This is a genomic window from Streptococcus sp. HMSC034B03 (assembly GCF_001838575.1).
Classification (GTDB): Bacteria; Bacillota; Bacilli; order Lactobacillales; family Streptococcaceae; genus Streptococcus; species Streptococcus anginosus.
In genome coordinates, this window is sequence record NZ_KV837632.1 from 42,188 (window position 1) to 56,794 (window position 14,607).

The 14,607-nt window shown below is 38.3% G+C and carries 12 protein-coding genes; 10 read left to right on the plus strand and 2 right to left on the minus strand.

What is annotated here, in order from left to right; translation table 11 throughout:
• Position 1 precedes the first annotated feature (1 nt).
• Positions 2-367: a GntR family transcriptional regulator gene (locus HMPREF2634_RS04985; RefSeq protein ID WP_021001820.1), complete on the minus strand. Its 366-nt coding sequence runs from the start codon at positions 365-367 to the stop codon at positions 2-4.
• A gap of 155 nt (positions 368-522) precedes the next feature.
• On the opposite strand from HMPREF2634_RS04985, the gene HMPREF2634_RS04990 reads away from it, so the two are divergent.
• The 7 genes from HMPREF2634_RS04990 (at position 523) to HMPREF2634_RS05020 (ending at position 9,254) form a co-directional block, all read left to right on the plus strand.
• A complete protein-coding gene (locus tag HMPREF2634_RS04990) occupies positions 523-3,624 on the plus strand; it encodes a DNA polymerase III subunit alpha (protein WP_070836367.1) in 3,102 nt (1,033 codons plus the stop codon).
• 82 nt (positions 3,625-3,706) lie between these two features.
• On the plus strand, positions 3,707-4,717 hold the full coding sequence (gene pfkA, locus HMPREF2634_RS04995) for a 6-phosphofructokinase (protein WP_003024110.1): 1,011 nt from the start codon (positions 3,707-3,709) through the stop codon (positions 4,715-4,717).
• A 58-nt stretch (positions 4,718-4,775) separates the two neighbouring features.
• Positions 4,776-6,278, plus strand: a complete 1,503-nt coding sequence (gene pyk / locus HMPREF2634_RS05000; protein WP_003024114.1) for a pyruvate kinase — start codon at positions 4,776-4,778, stop codon at positions 6,276-6,278.
• Positions 6,279-6,431: 153 nt separating this feature from the next.
• Entirely contained in the window at positions 6,432-6,989 is a 558-nt protein-coding gene (lepB, locus tag HMPREF2634_RS05005) for a signal peptidase I (RefSeq protein ID WP_021001818.1), read from the plus strand.
• Between the two features lie 142 nt (positions 6,990-7,131).
• On the plus strand, positions 7,132-7,773 hold the full coding sequence (locus HMPREF2634_RS05010; protein WP_041784120.1) for an amino acid ABC transporter permease: 642 nt from the start codon (positions 7,132-7,134) through the stop codon (positions 7,771-7,773).
• Between the two features lie 9 nt (positions 7,774-7,782).
• Positions 7,783-8,412, plus strand: a complete 630-nt coding sequence (locus HMPREF2634_RS05015; RefSeq protein WP_003042623.1) for an amino acid ABC transporter ATP-binding protein — start codon at positions 7,783-7,785, stop codon at positions 8,410-8,412.
• Between the two features lie 38 nt (positions 8,413-8,450).
• Positions 8,451-9,254, plus strand: a complete 804-nt coding sequence (locus tag HMPREF2634_RS05020; protein ID WP_070836369.1) for an amino acid ABC transporter substrate-binding protein — start codon at positions 8,451-8,453, stop codon at positions 9,252-9,254.
• A 259-nt stretch (positions 9,255-9,513) separates the two neighbouring features.
• Here the strand turns inward: HMPREF2634_RS05020 and HMPREF2634_RS05025 are convergent, their stop codons facing one another.
• Entirely contained in the window at positions 9,514-10,716 is a 1,203-nt protein-coding gene (locus tag HMPREF2634_RS05025; protein WP_021001815.1) for a cation diffusion facilitator family transporter, read from the minus strand.
• A gap of 153 nt (positions 10,717-10,869) precedes the next feature.
• Between HMPREF2634_RS05025 and pcrA the strand changes: the two genes are divergently transcribed.
• From pcrA to HMPREF2634_RS05040, 3 genes are read left to right on the plus strand one after another with little or no spacing between them, the layout of a single operon-like run.
• Positions 10,870-13,152, plus strand: coding sequence for a DNA helicase PcrA (gene pcrA, locus HMPREF2634_RS05030; RefSeq protein ID WP_021001814.1), 2,283 nt, complete (start codon positions 10,870-10,872; stop codon positions 13,150-13,152).
• Positions 13,153-13,171: 19 nt separating this feature from the next.
• On the plus strand, positions 13,172-13,570 hold the full coding sequence (locus tag HMPREF2634_RS05035) for an NUDIX hydrolase (RefSeq protein WP_003032515.1): 399 nt from the start codon (positions 13,172-13,174) through the stop codon (positions 13,568-13,570).
• 24 nt (positions 13,571-13,594) lie between these two features.
• Positions 13,595-14,494: a helix-turn-helix transcriptional regulator gene (locus tag HMPREF2634_RS05040; protein WP_021001813.1), complete on the plus strand. Its 900-nt coding sequence runs from the start codon at positions 13,595-13,597 to the stop codon at positions 14,492-14,494.
• Positions 14,495-14,607: the final 113 nt, after the last annotated feature.

Sequence of the window (14,607 nt, forward strand, 5' to 3'; positions counted from 1 at the left end):
CCTAAACTCCTTTTATATAATCTGCAATGATAGTTGGTAGTTCTTCTTTGTGATAGCCGAAGCGAGTCATATTGTTTACAAAATTTTTCACTTCCTCCTCAGAAAGTTTTTGTCTTGCTTGTAAAATCAAGTCGCGATTATCTGTAACGAAACGTCCTGATGTTCGTTGAGAATAGACAAACCCTTTCTTTTCCAAGTCAGATAAAGCACGCTGGATTGTATTTGGATTGACCCCCGCTTCAGCAGCCAATTCTCTAACAGCAGGTAGCTTTTCGCCAGCATGCAGTTGATTGGAGATGATTTGTAGTTTTATCCTGTCCATGATTTGCAAATAAATGGGAAGATTATTATCAAAAGTCCAACTCATAATTTCTCCTTCCTTCTGTATTTTTGTACCAATTAAATAATACAATATTTTTTTAAAAATAGCAAGCCTTTAGAAAAAACTTCTATTATTTTTTCTTTAGCAAGCAAGCCAGAAATTTAGTATAATAGAAAAAAGAAGGATCAAAGGAGGATGCCGTGGTTGCTCAATTAGATACCAAAACTGTTTATACATTTATGGATAGTTTGATTTCTATAAAAAAATATGTAGAAACAGCTAAAAATTTAGGTTATCAAACTCTAGGGATAATGGATATTGACAATCTCTATGGGGCTTATCATTTCATGGAAACGGCGACCGAGCAAGGGATTCAGCCGCTTTTAGGCGTGGAAATGACCTTGGATTATACTGGACTTCCTCTTAATCTTCGCTTTCTAGCTCTTGACAGTCAAGGTTATCGCAATTTAATGAAACTTTCTACATTAAAAATGATAGGAAAGAGCAAGTGGGAAGAATTTCAGCACTTATTGGAAGGGATAGCGATTATTGTGCCTGTGTTTGAGGACATTGAAGCCTTAGACTTGGGACGAGAGTTTTATATTGGCGTATTTCCTGACACTCCTAAGAAGGCATTTTCTCATGCAACCTTACCTTTGCAGACAGTTCGCTATTTTGATGCAGGCGATTTAGAAACCTTGCAAATGCTATGTGCCATTCGTGAAAATAGTAGCTTGCGGGAAGTTGGAAATTTGCCAAATCACGAGTATCTCTTATCATCTGAGCAATTCACACAATCCTTTCAAGAAAATTATCCAGAAAGTCTGGATAATTTAAAGCGGCTAGTTGCAGGCATTCATTACGAAATCAATACAGAGTTGAAATTACCACGTTTTAATCCAGAACGACCAGCAGCAGAAGAATTACAAGAACGAGCAGAAGCAGGGCTAGAGAAAAAAAGGCTAAATAGTCTGGTTTATAAAGAGCGATTGCAGAAAGAGCTGTCTGTCATCCACCAAATGGGTTTTGACGACTACTTTTTGATTGTCTGGGATTTATTGCGTTTTGGTCGTAGTCAGGGCTATTATATGGGTATGGGGCGTGGGTCTGCAGTTGGAAGTCTGGTTGCCTATGCGCTAGAGATTACAGGGATTGATCCTGTTGAGAAAAATCTTCTTTTTGAGCGTTTTTTAAATGTAGAACGTTATACTATGCCCGATATTGATATTGACATTCCTGATGTCTATCGTCCAGAATTTATTCGTTATGTCCGCGATCGTTATGGAACCATGCATGCAGCTCAAATCGTGACCTATTCGACCTTTGGAGCTAAGCAAGCGATTCGTGATGTTTTTAAACGCTACGGGGTGCCAGAATATGAATTGACTAACATTACTCGTAAAATCAGTTTTCGTGACACATTGACTTCAGCTTATGAAAAAAATATGTCTTTTCGTCAGATTATTAACAGTAAGTTGGAATATCAAAAAGCTTTTGAAATTGCGAAAAAAATCGAAGGAAATCCTCGTCAGACTTCTATCCATGCAGCAGGTGTGGTGATGAGTGACAATGATTTGACAGATCACATTCCACTTAAATACGGGGAAGATATGTATATCACGCAATACGATGCACATGGTGTTGAGAGTAATGGTCTGCTCAAGATGGATTTCCTTGGCTTGCGCAATCTGACTTTTGTTCAACGAATGAAAGAAGCAGCTTTGGAGAAATACGGTGTCGCTATTGACATTGCAAAGATTAACTTAGAAGATGCAGCAACCTTGCAGCTTTTTGCTGCTGGCAGAACCAAAGGGATTTTTCAATTTGAGCAAGCAGGTGCCATTAACCTTTTGAAACGGGTGCAGCCTGTGCAATTCGAAGAAATCGTCGCCACTACATCACTCAACCGTCCAGGAGCTAGTGATTATATTGATAATTTTGTAAAAAGAAAGCACGGACAAGAAAAGGTAGAAATGCTGGATCCAAGTTTGGAAGACATCTTGGCGCCAACTTACGGTATTATGCTCTATCAAGAGCAAGTAATGCAAGTGGCGCAACGATTTGGAGGATTTTCACTGGGGAAGGCTGACATTTTACGTCGTGCTATGGGGAAGAAAAATGTTGCCGAAATGCACAAAATGGAAGCAGAATTTGTCACAGGAGCTCTCGAACTTGGGCATTCTGAAACTAAAGCAAAAGAAGTATTTGCAGTTATGGAAAAGTTTGCAGGTTATGGCTTCAACCGCAGCCACGCCTATGCCTATTCTGCACTTGCTTTTCAGTTGGCTTATTTCAAGGTGCATTATCCTGATATTTTCTTTGATATTATGCTGAATTATTCAAGCAGTGATTACATCACAGATGCGCTAGAATTCGACTTCCAAGTTGCTTCTTTAAATATCAATAACATTCCTTATAGAGATAAGTTTCAAGATAAGCAGATTTATTTAGGATTGAAAAATATCAAAGGTTTACCACGAGATTTTGCTTATTGGATTATTGAAAACCGCCCATTTACAAATGTGGAAGATTTTATTATGAAGTTGCCAACGCAATATCATAAGATTCAGTTGATAACCCCTTTGGTACAAGTCGGTTTGTTTGATGTATTTGAAAAGAATCGTCAAAAAATCCTACAAAATCTTCCGAACTTATTTGTCTTTGCAGATGAGCTGGGCAGTCTTTTTGCAGATACAAATTATAGCTGGACAGAAGCAGAGGATTATACTGAAGCAGAAAAATTCGAGTTAGAAAAAGAAATCATCGGTGTCGGTTTGAGCGAGCATCCTTTGGTAAAGCTTGCAAAAACTGCTACTCAATCCTTTACCCCTATTCAAGAGCTAGTTGAAAACAATCATGCAACGATTTTAGGAGAGATTTTGTCCATTCGTGTCATCCGTACCAAAACGGGGGAAAATATGGCCTTCTTGCAAGTAAGTGATGCTAAAAGAAAAATGGAGGTAACAGTCTTTCCAGACGCTTTCAAACAGTTCAGCAAAGGTTTACATGAAAAAGGCTTCTATTATCTGACTGGTCGCGTTCAAAAACGAGAGGAGCGTTTGCAGTTAATTTTAAATGATTTGCAGGAAGCTATCACCGAACGTTTTTGGATACAAGTAGAAGATCATGAAAGTGATGCAGAAATATCCGCTATTTTACGGCAATTTCGAGGAGATATTCCAGTCGTTATCCGTTATGAAAATGAAAGAAAGACAGTAGCAATTCCTCAATATCGTGTTCAAAAATCAGATAAATTACAAGAAGAATTGAAAAAAATAACCATGAAAACGATTTATCAATAAAAAATTAGGAAAAAAGAAGAATTTTGATTTTGATTGTGGTATAATCAAGGGTGAATGTAAAAAGAAAAAGGAGCACAAACGAATGAAACGTATTGCTGTTTTAACTAGTGGTGGAGACGCCCCTGGTATGAATGCTGCTATCCGTGCAGTTGTTCGTAAAGCAATTTCAGAAGGAATGGAAGTTTACGGTATCTATGACGGTTATGCCGGCATGGTTGCTGGTGAAATTTATCCGCTTGATGCCGCATCAGTTGGAGATATTATTTCACGTGGTGGTACTTTCCTTCACTCAGCTCGTTATCCAGAATTTGCCCAATTAGAAGGACAATTAAAAGGAATTGAGCAACTTAAAAAACATGGCATCGAAGGAGTCGTAGTTATCGGTGGTGACGGTTCTTACCATGGTGCTATGCGTTTGACAGAACATGGTTTCCCAGCTGTTGGACTTCCTGGTACGATTGACAATGATATTGTTGGCACAGACTTCACGATTGGCTTTGATACTGCTGTAACAACTGCAATGGACGCCATTGATAAGATTCGTGACACATCATCTAGTCACCGTCGTACTTTTGTTGTTGAAGTCATGGGACGTAATGCTGGAGACATCGCTCTCTGGGCTGGTATTGCTACAGGTGCTGATGAAATCATCGTTCCTGAAGAAGACTTCAAAATCGAAGATATCGTTGCAAGTATTAAACGTGGCTATGAAGAAGGTAAGAAACATAATATTATTGTTCTTGCAGAAGGTGTCATGTCAGCGAATGAGTTTGGCAAGAAATTGAAAGAAGCTGGTGATGTGAGCGATCTTCGTGTGACCGAACTTGGACATATCCAACGTGGTGGCTCACCAACTGCTCGTGACCGTGTTCTTGCTTCACGTATGGGGGCGCATGCTGTTAGCCTTCTTAAAAAAGGTATTGGTGGTGTTGCAGTTGGTATTCGCAACGAACAAATGGTTGAAAATCCAATCCTCGGTACAGCAGAAGAAGGTGCTTTGTTTAGTTTAACAGAAGACGGTAAGATTATTGTTAATAATCCACATAAAGCTGACCTTGATCTCGCTAAATTAAACCGTAGCATTTCAATGTAATTTTAATTTGTTATCCTGGTCATAAAGACCATTAAATAAAAAGGAGTTTTCATATATCATGAATAAACGTGTAAAAATCGTTGCAACTTTAGGTCCTGCGGTAGAAATCCGTGGTGGTAAAAGATTCGGTGAAGACGGATATTGGGGCGAAAAGCTTGACGTTGAAGCATCAGCGCAAAATATCGCTAAATTGATCGAAGCTGGAGCTAACACTTTCCGTTTCAACTTCTCACATGGTGACCACGCAGAGCAAGGTGACCGTATGGCTACTGTTCATCGTGCTGAAGAAATTGCTGGTCAAAAAGTTGGTTACCTTCTTGACACTAAAGGTCCTGAAATCCGTACAGAATTATTTGAAGGCGATGCTAAAGAATATTCTTACAAAACAGGTGAAAAAATCCGTGTTGCAACTAAACAAGGTATCAAATCAACTCGTGAAGTTATCGCATTGAATGTTGCTGGTGCACTTGATATCTATGACGATGTTGAAGTTGGAAAACAAGTTCTTGTTGATGACGGTAAACTTGGTCTTCGCGTTATTGCAAAAGATCCTGCTACACGTGAATTTGAAGTAGAAGTTGAAAACGACGGTATTATCGCTAAACAAAAAGGTGTTAATATTCCAAATACAAAAATTCCTTTCCCAGCACTTGCTGAACGCGACAATGACGATATTCGTTTTGGTCTTGAACAGGGAATCAACTTTATCGCTATTTCATTCGTACGTACTGCAAAAGACGTTAACGAAGTTCGCGCAATCTGTGAAGAAACTGGTAATGGACATGTGAAACTGTTCGCTAAAATCGAAAACCAACAAGGTATCGAAAACTTGGATGAAATCCTTGAAGTAGCGGACGGTATCATGATTGCTCGTGGTGACATGGGTATCGAAGTACCATTTGAAATGGTTCCAGTTTACCAAAAAATGATTATCACAAAAGTCAATGCTGCAGGTAAAATTGCGATCACAGCAACAAACATGCTTGAAACAATGACTGAAAAACCACGTGCGACTCGTTCAGAAGTATCAGACGTATTTAACGCTGTTATTGACGGAACAGATGCAACAATGCTTTCAGGCGAATCTGCAAATGGTAAATACCCACTTGAATCTGTAACAACAATGGCTACAATTGATAAAAACGCTCAAACTCTATTGAACGAGTATGGACGCTTGTCATCAGTTGATTACGCACGTAGTTCTAAAACAGAAGTTGTGGCATCAGCTGTTAAAGATGCTACAAACTCAATGGACATCAAATTGGTCGTAACAATGACTGAATCAGGAAATACAGCTCGTTTGATTTCTAAATATCGTCCAGATGCTGACATCTTGGCAATTACATTTGATGAATTGACACAACGTTCATTGATGTTGAACTGGGGTGTTATTCCAGTAGTAACTGAAAAACCTGCATCTACTGATGATATGTTTGAAGTTGCTGAAAAAGTTGCTCTTGAAAGTGGTCTTGTGGAATCTGGCGACAATATTGTGATTGTAGCTGGTGTTCCGGTCGGAACTGGTGGAACAAACACAATGCGTATCCGTACAGTGCGTTAATCTATTTCATTCAGAAAACTAGCCTATCAATCCAACGATTATCTGATTGATAGGCTTTTTAGTTGTAAATGGGAGCAGAGATAAGAGTTGACTTTCCTACCTTTGTTTATTTTCTGAAAACATGATATAATGAGTAGAAGAAGAGGAGAGACTATGGTTAAAAGAGATTTAATTAGGAATGTTATTTTTTTATCTATTGTTGTGATAATCATTGCTTGTTTGCGAATTTTTATTTTTACACCATACAGGATTACTGCAAAAGATGCGAATCATTTTTTGCAAGATAAAGATGTTGTTATTGCCAATAAAAATGAAGCAATCAAAAGAGATGATTTTGTCTTGTACGAGGTGAAGGGAAAAGAGCATGTCGGACGTGTCATTGGTCTAGAAAATGACTCCGTTGTTTATATGGATGATGTTCTTTACTTAAATAATAAAATCAAGTCAGAAGATTATTTAACGAAGGCTAAGGAAGAGTACTTAGCAAAAGCTACTAGTACGGGTTATTTTACTCATGATTTCACCATTCAGACATTAACTAAATCGAATGCAAATAAAATTCCAGCGCAGTCATATCTGATTCTGAATGATAATCGGCAAGATATGGAAGATAGTCGGAAGTTTGGCTTGATTACAGAGAAACAAATTAAAGGAGTCATCTCATTTAGAGTACTCCCGCTTAATCAATTTGGATTTATTAAAACAAAGTAGTTCAACTATTTTGTTTTTTTATTCTTTAGAAAAGGAAGTTTTTGCGGTAATTATTAAATTTTTATGGATATATTTGCAAAAAGATGTTGAAAATATAAAAATTTTTGATATAATGATAAATATTTATTTAGGAGGTGTACGCATGAACTATATTTTTGAAGTTTTACCAAGCTTATTAAATGGCGCATTGGTGACTTTGCAAGTATTTGTTTTAGTCTTAGTTTTATCCATACCACTTGGAATTGTGATTTCCTTTTTAATGCAAATCCACTTTAAGCTGCTTCATTGGCTTATAAATATTTATATTTGGATTATGCGCGGTACACCTCTTTTGTTACAACTAATTTTTATTTATTATGTTTTGCCAAGTATTGGTGTACGTTTGGATCGGCTTCCAGCAGCTATCATAGCATTCACGCTAAATTATGCTGCTTATTTCGCCGAAATTTTCCGTGGTGGGATTTTATCTATTCCTGCAGGACAATATGAGGCGGCTAAGGTTTTGAAGTTTACACCATTTCAAACGATACGGTTTATCATTTTACCGCAAGTTGTCAAAGTGGTGCTTCCTAGTGTCTTTAATGAAGTAATGACGTTGGTAAAAGATACATCCCTTGTTTATGCGCTTGGTGTTTCCGACTTAATCTTGGCTAGTCGGACTGCAACCAATCGTGATGCGAGTTTAGCACCGATGTTTATAGCGGGGGCTATCTACCTTATCTCGATCGGTCTTGTGACGATTGTATCGAAGCAAGTTGAAAATAGATATAGCTATTATAAGTAGGAGGCGCTTATGTTAGAATTAAAGAATATTAGCAAAAGGTTTGGCGAAAAGCAAATTATTTCCGACTTGAATTTAAAGGTGCCAGAAAAGCAAATCCTTGCCATTGTAGGACCGTCTGGCGGCGGGAAAACGACATTATTGCGGATGTTAGCTGGCTTGGAAACAATTGATTCGGGTGACATTATTTATAATGGAGAAGAGCTGCCCTTGGATGAACTTGAAAAACGTAATTTATTGGGATTTGTGTTTCAAGATTTTCAGCTATTTCCACATTTAACGGTTCTTGAGAATTTAACTTTATCACCCATTAAAACAAAAAATGTCGCAAAAGAGGATGCAGAAAAGAAAGCAATTAGCTTATTGACCCGATTGGGGTTAGCAGAACATGTAAATGCTTATCCTTATTCTTTATCAGGTGGTCAAAAACAACGTGTAGCATTAGCTCGTGCGATGATGATTGACCCAGAAATTATCGGTTATGATGAGCCAACTTCCGCATTGGATCCGGAATTGCGTCTTGAAGTTGAAAAGTTGATTCTTCAGAATCGTGAGCTAGGAATGACGCAAATTGTAGTGACCCATGATTTGCAGTTTGCGGAAAATATCGCAGATACGATTCTTAAAGTTCAGCCTAAATAGGAGGAGAATATGAAGATAAAACGTTATGTTCTTGCGATCTGTGGTTTGATTCTTTTTTGCTCCTTACAGCTTGTAGCAATGTTAGCAACCCTAAAGTAGATAATTGGTCAAAATACCAACAAAAAAAGAGCATTACTATTGGTTTTGACAATACATTTGTTCCTATGGGATTTGAGCGAAAAAATGGTCAATATGCTGGTTTTGATATTGATTTGGCAAATGCTGTTTTTAAAGAATATGGGATAAAAGTGAATTGGCAGCCGATTGATTGGGACATGAAAGAAACTGAGCTCACAAATGGAACGATTGATCTTATCTGGAATGGGTATTCGGCAACTGATGATCGACGAAAGAAAGTACAGTTCACCATTCCTTATATGAAAAATGAACAAGTACTGGTTACTAAAAAATCATCGAACATTGCAAAAACAGCTGACATGAAGGATAAAATTCTTGGTGCTCAGACGGGTTCTTCGGGTTACGATGAGTTTGAAGCTCATCCGGATCTTTTGAAGAATCTAGTTAAAAATCATAAAGCTGCTCAATATCAAAGTTTTACAGAGGCGTTGATTGATTTGCAAAATAGCCGGATTGATGGATTGTTGATTGACCGAGTTTATGCCAATTATTATTTAAAAGAAGAGGGGATTTTGCAGGATTATTATGTTTTCCCAGCCGGATTTGATAGCGAATCATTTGCGGTTGGTGCTAGAAAAACGGATAAGCAGCTCGTTGAAAACATAAACCAAGCATTCAAAAAATTATATCAAACAGGTCAATTTCAAAAAATAGCAAACAAATGGTTTGGTGAGGATATTGCGACAGATGAAGTCAAAAAATGAAAGAACATCTGATTGTTGCATCAGCCCCCACAGAAGAAGTAAAGATAAAACCCAAAGTTTTCACTAGTAGTATCATCTTAGTGAGGGCTTTGGGTTTTATGATTTATTGATTGTGAGAAACGGGGGACAAATTAGTTTGCTTTACTGATAAATTCCTAAAAAAATAGGCTGAGAATATTTTTATCTCAGCCTTGTTTTTTATAGCAAAACTCCTTGTTAGCCTTGTGGGAGTGAAATAACAAAGCCGATTTCTATGGAATTACGACTGTTGTTCGCTCTCGTTTTTTCGTGTTTCCTGGTGGAAAATATTTTGCCATGTTTCGTGACGACGCCAAAGGCTGGTATGAATAATCCCGTCTTCTTCGTAGCAAATTAGTTTGGTTTTTTGACTGATAGAAGTTAATTGGAAATTTTTGATAGGAGATTGCTTTCCTTTTTCGATTTGAAATTCTTCTTTGTTCATTTGGCAACCGTCTTGGGAAATGTACACAAATTCAGGCGCTAGTAAGTCCTCTAATTGGCTTCCCTGCTCAACCAATTGTTCTCTCATAAATAACTTTCGATAAACATTGTCCAATATTTCATCTTCAGGGATAGGAGCAGGTTCAATGTGGATGTCAATATCAAAGACACCAAAGCGTTCTTTGAGCATATTTTCAACTTGATCGGCAATTTCGTGACTTTCATAGACAGATAAGTCAGGATTCATTTCTAAAATGAGGTCAAGGTAGATGTTGCTACCGTAAGTCCGCCCTCTTTGAGATTTAACACGGGAAATTTTGGGAATTTCTAAAATGGCTTCTTTGTATTCTTTTAAAAGATTTTCATCAAAGCCGTCTGATAAACTAAAAGAAGATTCCATGAAAATTTCGTAAGCTGTTTTAAGGATGAAAAAGGTAATAACGATAGCGACCAATTTATCTACAATCGGGAAATTTAAAGCGCTTGCGATGATTGCAATGGTTGTGCCAAGCGAAGTAATAGCATCAGATAAATTGTCTTTGGCAGCAGCATCAAGCGCTTTAGACTGTGCTTTTTTTGCTAAAGCTTTATTGTAAAAATACACTCCTGTCATGACTAAGGCGGAAATAATCCCGACGATAGCGCCTAAAGGATCAATAGTTGTTTCTTGGCGAGAAATAATTTTTTGAACGGTATCAATCAAAACATCAAATCCGACAAAAAACATGATAAGAGAGGTGACAAGACTAGCTAAGTCTTCAATTTTCCAGTGACCAAATTTGTGGTCCGTGTCAGCTGGCTTGCGTGCCATACGAAGTCCTATCAAAACGGCAATATTAGCAACAATATCCGAAACATTATTAAAACCATCGGCTGTCAAACTGGAGGATTGTAAGACAGATCCGGCAATGATTTTAGCAATGGATAAAACGATATAGGCTAGAATGGCTAAGATAGCGCCACGCTCTGCGAGTTTAAGATTCTTTGTTGGATTATTCATGCGTTTTCCTTTCAGAATGTTTATTATAACGCTTTTTTATTGATTTTTCAAACGTTTATAAGGGAAGAAATGATAGAAAGTCTCTCCTTTCTGGTTTAGCTTATGGATGATTTTTGTTATAATAGAGTCATTGACTTTGAAAGAGGAAAAAAGATGAATCCCTTATTAACTGGTATGAATGACCGTCAGGCGGAGGCAGTTCAAACAACGGAAGGCCCTTTGCTGATTATGGCAGGAGCTGGGTCTGGGAAAACCCGTGTCCTAACTCACCGTATTGCTTATTTGATTGATGAAAAGTTAGTCAATCCTTGGAATATCTTGGCGATTACTTTTACCAATAAAGCAGCTCGTGAGATGAAGGAGCGTGCTTATACTCTCAATCCAGCAACAGAAGATTGCTTGATTGCGACTTTTCACTCGATGTGCGTGCGGATTTTGCGTAGGGAAGCTGACCATATTGGCTATAACCGCAATTTTACGATTGTCGATCCTAGTGAGCAACGGACTCTGATGAAACGAATTCTTAAAACGCTCAATTTAGATCCTAAAAAGTGGAATGAACGAGCTATTTTAGGCACGATTTCCAATGCGAAAAATGATTTGATTGATGAAGTGGCCTATGCAGCTTTAGCAGGAGACATGTATACAGAGATTGTGGCGAAGTGCTATGAGATGTACCAAAAAGAACTCCGTCAGTCAGAAGCGATGGACTTTGATGACTTAATCATGCTGACCTTGCGCCTTTTTGATAAAAATCCAGATGTGTTGACTTATTACCAGCAGCGCTATCAATACATCCATGTGGACGAGTATCAAGATACGAACCACGCTCAGTACCAACTAGTTAAACTGTTGGCTTCACGCTTTAAAAATATCTGTGTAGTTGGTGATGCCGACCAGTCTATTTATGGCTGGCGAGGTGCTGATATGCAAAATATCTTGGATTTTGAAAAGGATTATCCTGAAGCTAAAGTTGTTCTTTTGGAAGAAAATTATCGCTCAACTAAGACCATTCTGCAAGCTGCTAATGATGTGATCAAAAACAACCGCAACCGCCGTCCAAAGAATCTCTGGACACAAAATGCTGATGGTGAAGATATTGTTTATTATCGGGCTAATGATGAGCAAGACGAAGCTCTCTTTGTAGCTAAAACCATTGATGAACTATCTAGCACATCTGACTATGTCTATCGGGATTTTGCTGTTCTTTACCGAACCAACGCCCAATCTCGGAATATTGAGGAAGCTCTCCTCAAAGCTAATATTCCTTACACCATGGTGGGGGGGACTAAGTTTTATAGCCGTAAGGAAATTCGGGATGTCATCAGCTATCTCAATCTTATTGCTAACACTAGCGACAACATTAGTTTTGAGCGCGTGGTCAATGAGCCCAAGCGGGGAGTCGGACCGGGTACAGTGGAGAAAATTCGTAATTTTGCAGCTGGTCAAGAGATGTCTCTTTTGGATGCTTCTTCGCAGATTATGCTCTCACTTGTTAAGGGGAAAGCTGCTCAGGCTGTTTTTGACTTTGCCAATCTCATTTTGAATCTGCGCGAGCAATTGGACGAATTGACCGTGACAGAATTGGTAGAGCTGGTGCTTGAAAGGACTGGTTACACCGAGCAATTAGTAGCTCAAGCTACGCTGGAAAGTCAGGCTCGGATTGAAAATATCGAAGAATTTCTTTCTGTTACTAAGAATTTTGACGAAGATTCAGAAAATGATACTGAAGAGACTGGTTTAGACAGACTTAGCCGTTTTCTCAATGATTTGGCTTTGATTGCGGATACAGATGATGGTGATCAGGAAAGTTCGGAAGTGACACTTATGACACTGCATGCTGCCAAGGGGTTAGAATTTCCAGTGGTTTTCATTATCGGTATGGAAGAAAATGTCTTCCCACTTAGTCGCGCGGCTGAAGATGAAGACGAGCTAGAGGAAGAGCGTCGATTGGCTTATGTTGGAATTACTCGTGCTGAAAAAGTCTTGTTCCTAACCAATGCAAACTCGCGCCTACTATACGGAAAAACCAACTACAATCGTCCAACTCGTTTTCTCAATGAAATTAGCTCAAGCTTGCTAGATTATCAAGGCTTGGCTCGACCTGCTAATACATCCTTTAAAGCTTCCTATGTGAATGGCAAAGCTGTTCAGTTTGGTCAAGGAATGAGTCTCGCTCAAGCATTACAAGAACGCAAGCGGCAAGCTGCACCGAGCAGCATTTCCTCTAGCCAGTTGCCATTTGGTAAGAATGTAGCTGCTAATCAGCCGACTATTGATTGGGCTATCGGTGATATTGCTCACCATAAAAAATGGGGAGACGGAACGGTATTGGAAGTGTCAGGCAGCGATAGTAGCCAAGAATTGAAAATCAATTTCCCAGAGGTTGGATTAAAGAAACTGTTGGCAAGTGTTGCACCAATTGAGAAAAAGTGAAATCTAAGGGACTACTGCGATGAAATATTCCATTGAAGCCTGGATTTATAACCCGATTGCTAAGGAAATTTTGCTCTTAAAAGTTAAAACTGAACAACTTTCTTTCTGGCAACCGATTACTGGTGGCATTGAAAATGGTGAAAGTTCTGAAATAGCTTGTATTCGTGAGATTTTTGAAGAAACTGGACTGGAAATCGAGCTAACAAAACTGTTGCAAGTCGGTCATCACACAGTTGTTATTGATGAAGACTTGACCATTTTTAAAACACTTTTTCTTGTGGAAACAAAGCAAAAAGATATTCGTATTTCTGATGAGCACATTGATTTTATGTGGACAGAAGTTAAAAAGGTGCCTGATATATTATACTGGCAGAGCAATCAAGAGACTTTTCAAAAGATTTTAGAGAAATTGAGATAAGGTGTTCATGGAAAGGCACGGTCTATGACAGAGAGTAGATTATTTAGAATAGTGTATGTTCTTTTAGAAAGGGATAACGTTACAGCGAAGGAGCTGGCAGAACAATTTGAAGTATCTGTTAGAACGATTTATCGAGATGTTGACCGACTTAGCAGCGCAGGTATTCCAATTTACACGACACAAGGCAGAGACGGAGGCATTCGACTGACGGAGGATTTTGTCCTAAATAGTTCTTTGCTTAATCAATCGGAAAAAGAGCAACTGTTGGTTGCTTTACAAGGATTAGGGGTTACGGGTCTTCTGCATGAAAACGAGCTTTTGACCAAACTATCGGCTTTATTTAAATTGAACCAACCAAACTGGATAGAAGTAGATTTTACCAGCTGGTCCAATAGCAAGAAATATGAAGAGCTATTTCAGAATTTGAAAAATGCAATCATCAGAAAGCAAGTGATTTCCTTTTCGTATGTTAGCAACAAAGAAGAGTGCACCCAGCGTCAAGCAAAACCAGTCCGCCTGCTTTTTAAAGGACAATCCTGGTATCTTTATGCATTTTGCTTAGTCCGAAATGATTTTCGTTATTTTAAACTTTCTCGCATAAGCCAGCTAAAGCTTTTACCACAACATTTTGCAGATAACTTTGACAATGTTAGCTTGGGAAAAGAAGCGCGATTAGAAGAGGTCGTACGAGTCAAGCTGAAATTTAATAAAAAAGTTGCTTTTAGAGTATATGATGAACTGGATTGTCCAGTCAAAGAAGATGAGCAAGGAAATTTGTATGTAGATATAGAAATTCCAAATGATTATAGTCTGTACTGCTATATTCTCTCTTTTGGAGACAATGTGGAAGTGCTGGAGCCAACAAAGATTCGTGTGCAAATAACAGAAATGATTGAACGTATGGCACAAAAATATAAAAACTGATAGCAGTGTCTACTTTTTCGGTCTACATTGAAGCAGAGACAAAAGTGCTCAGCTTTGTTTACATAGTCATGATTATAAGATGCAGTAGTTTGGAGAAGCTCTATTGACTTTAG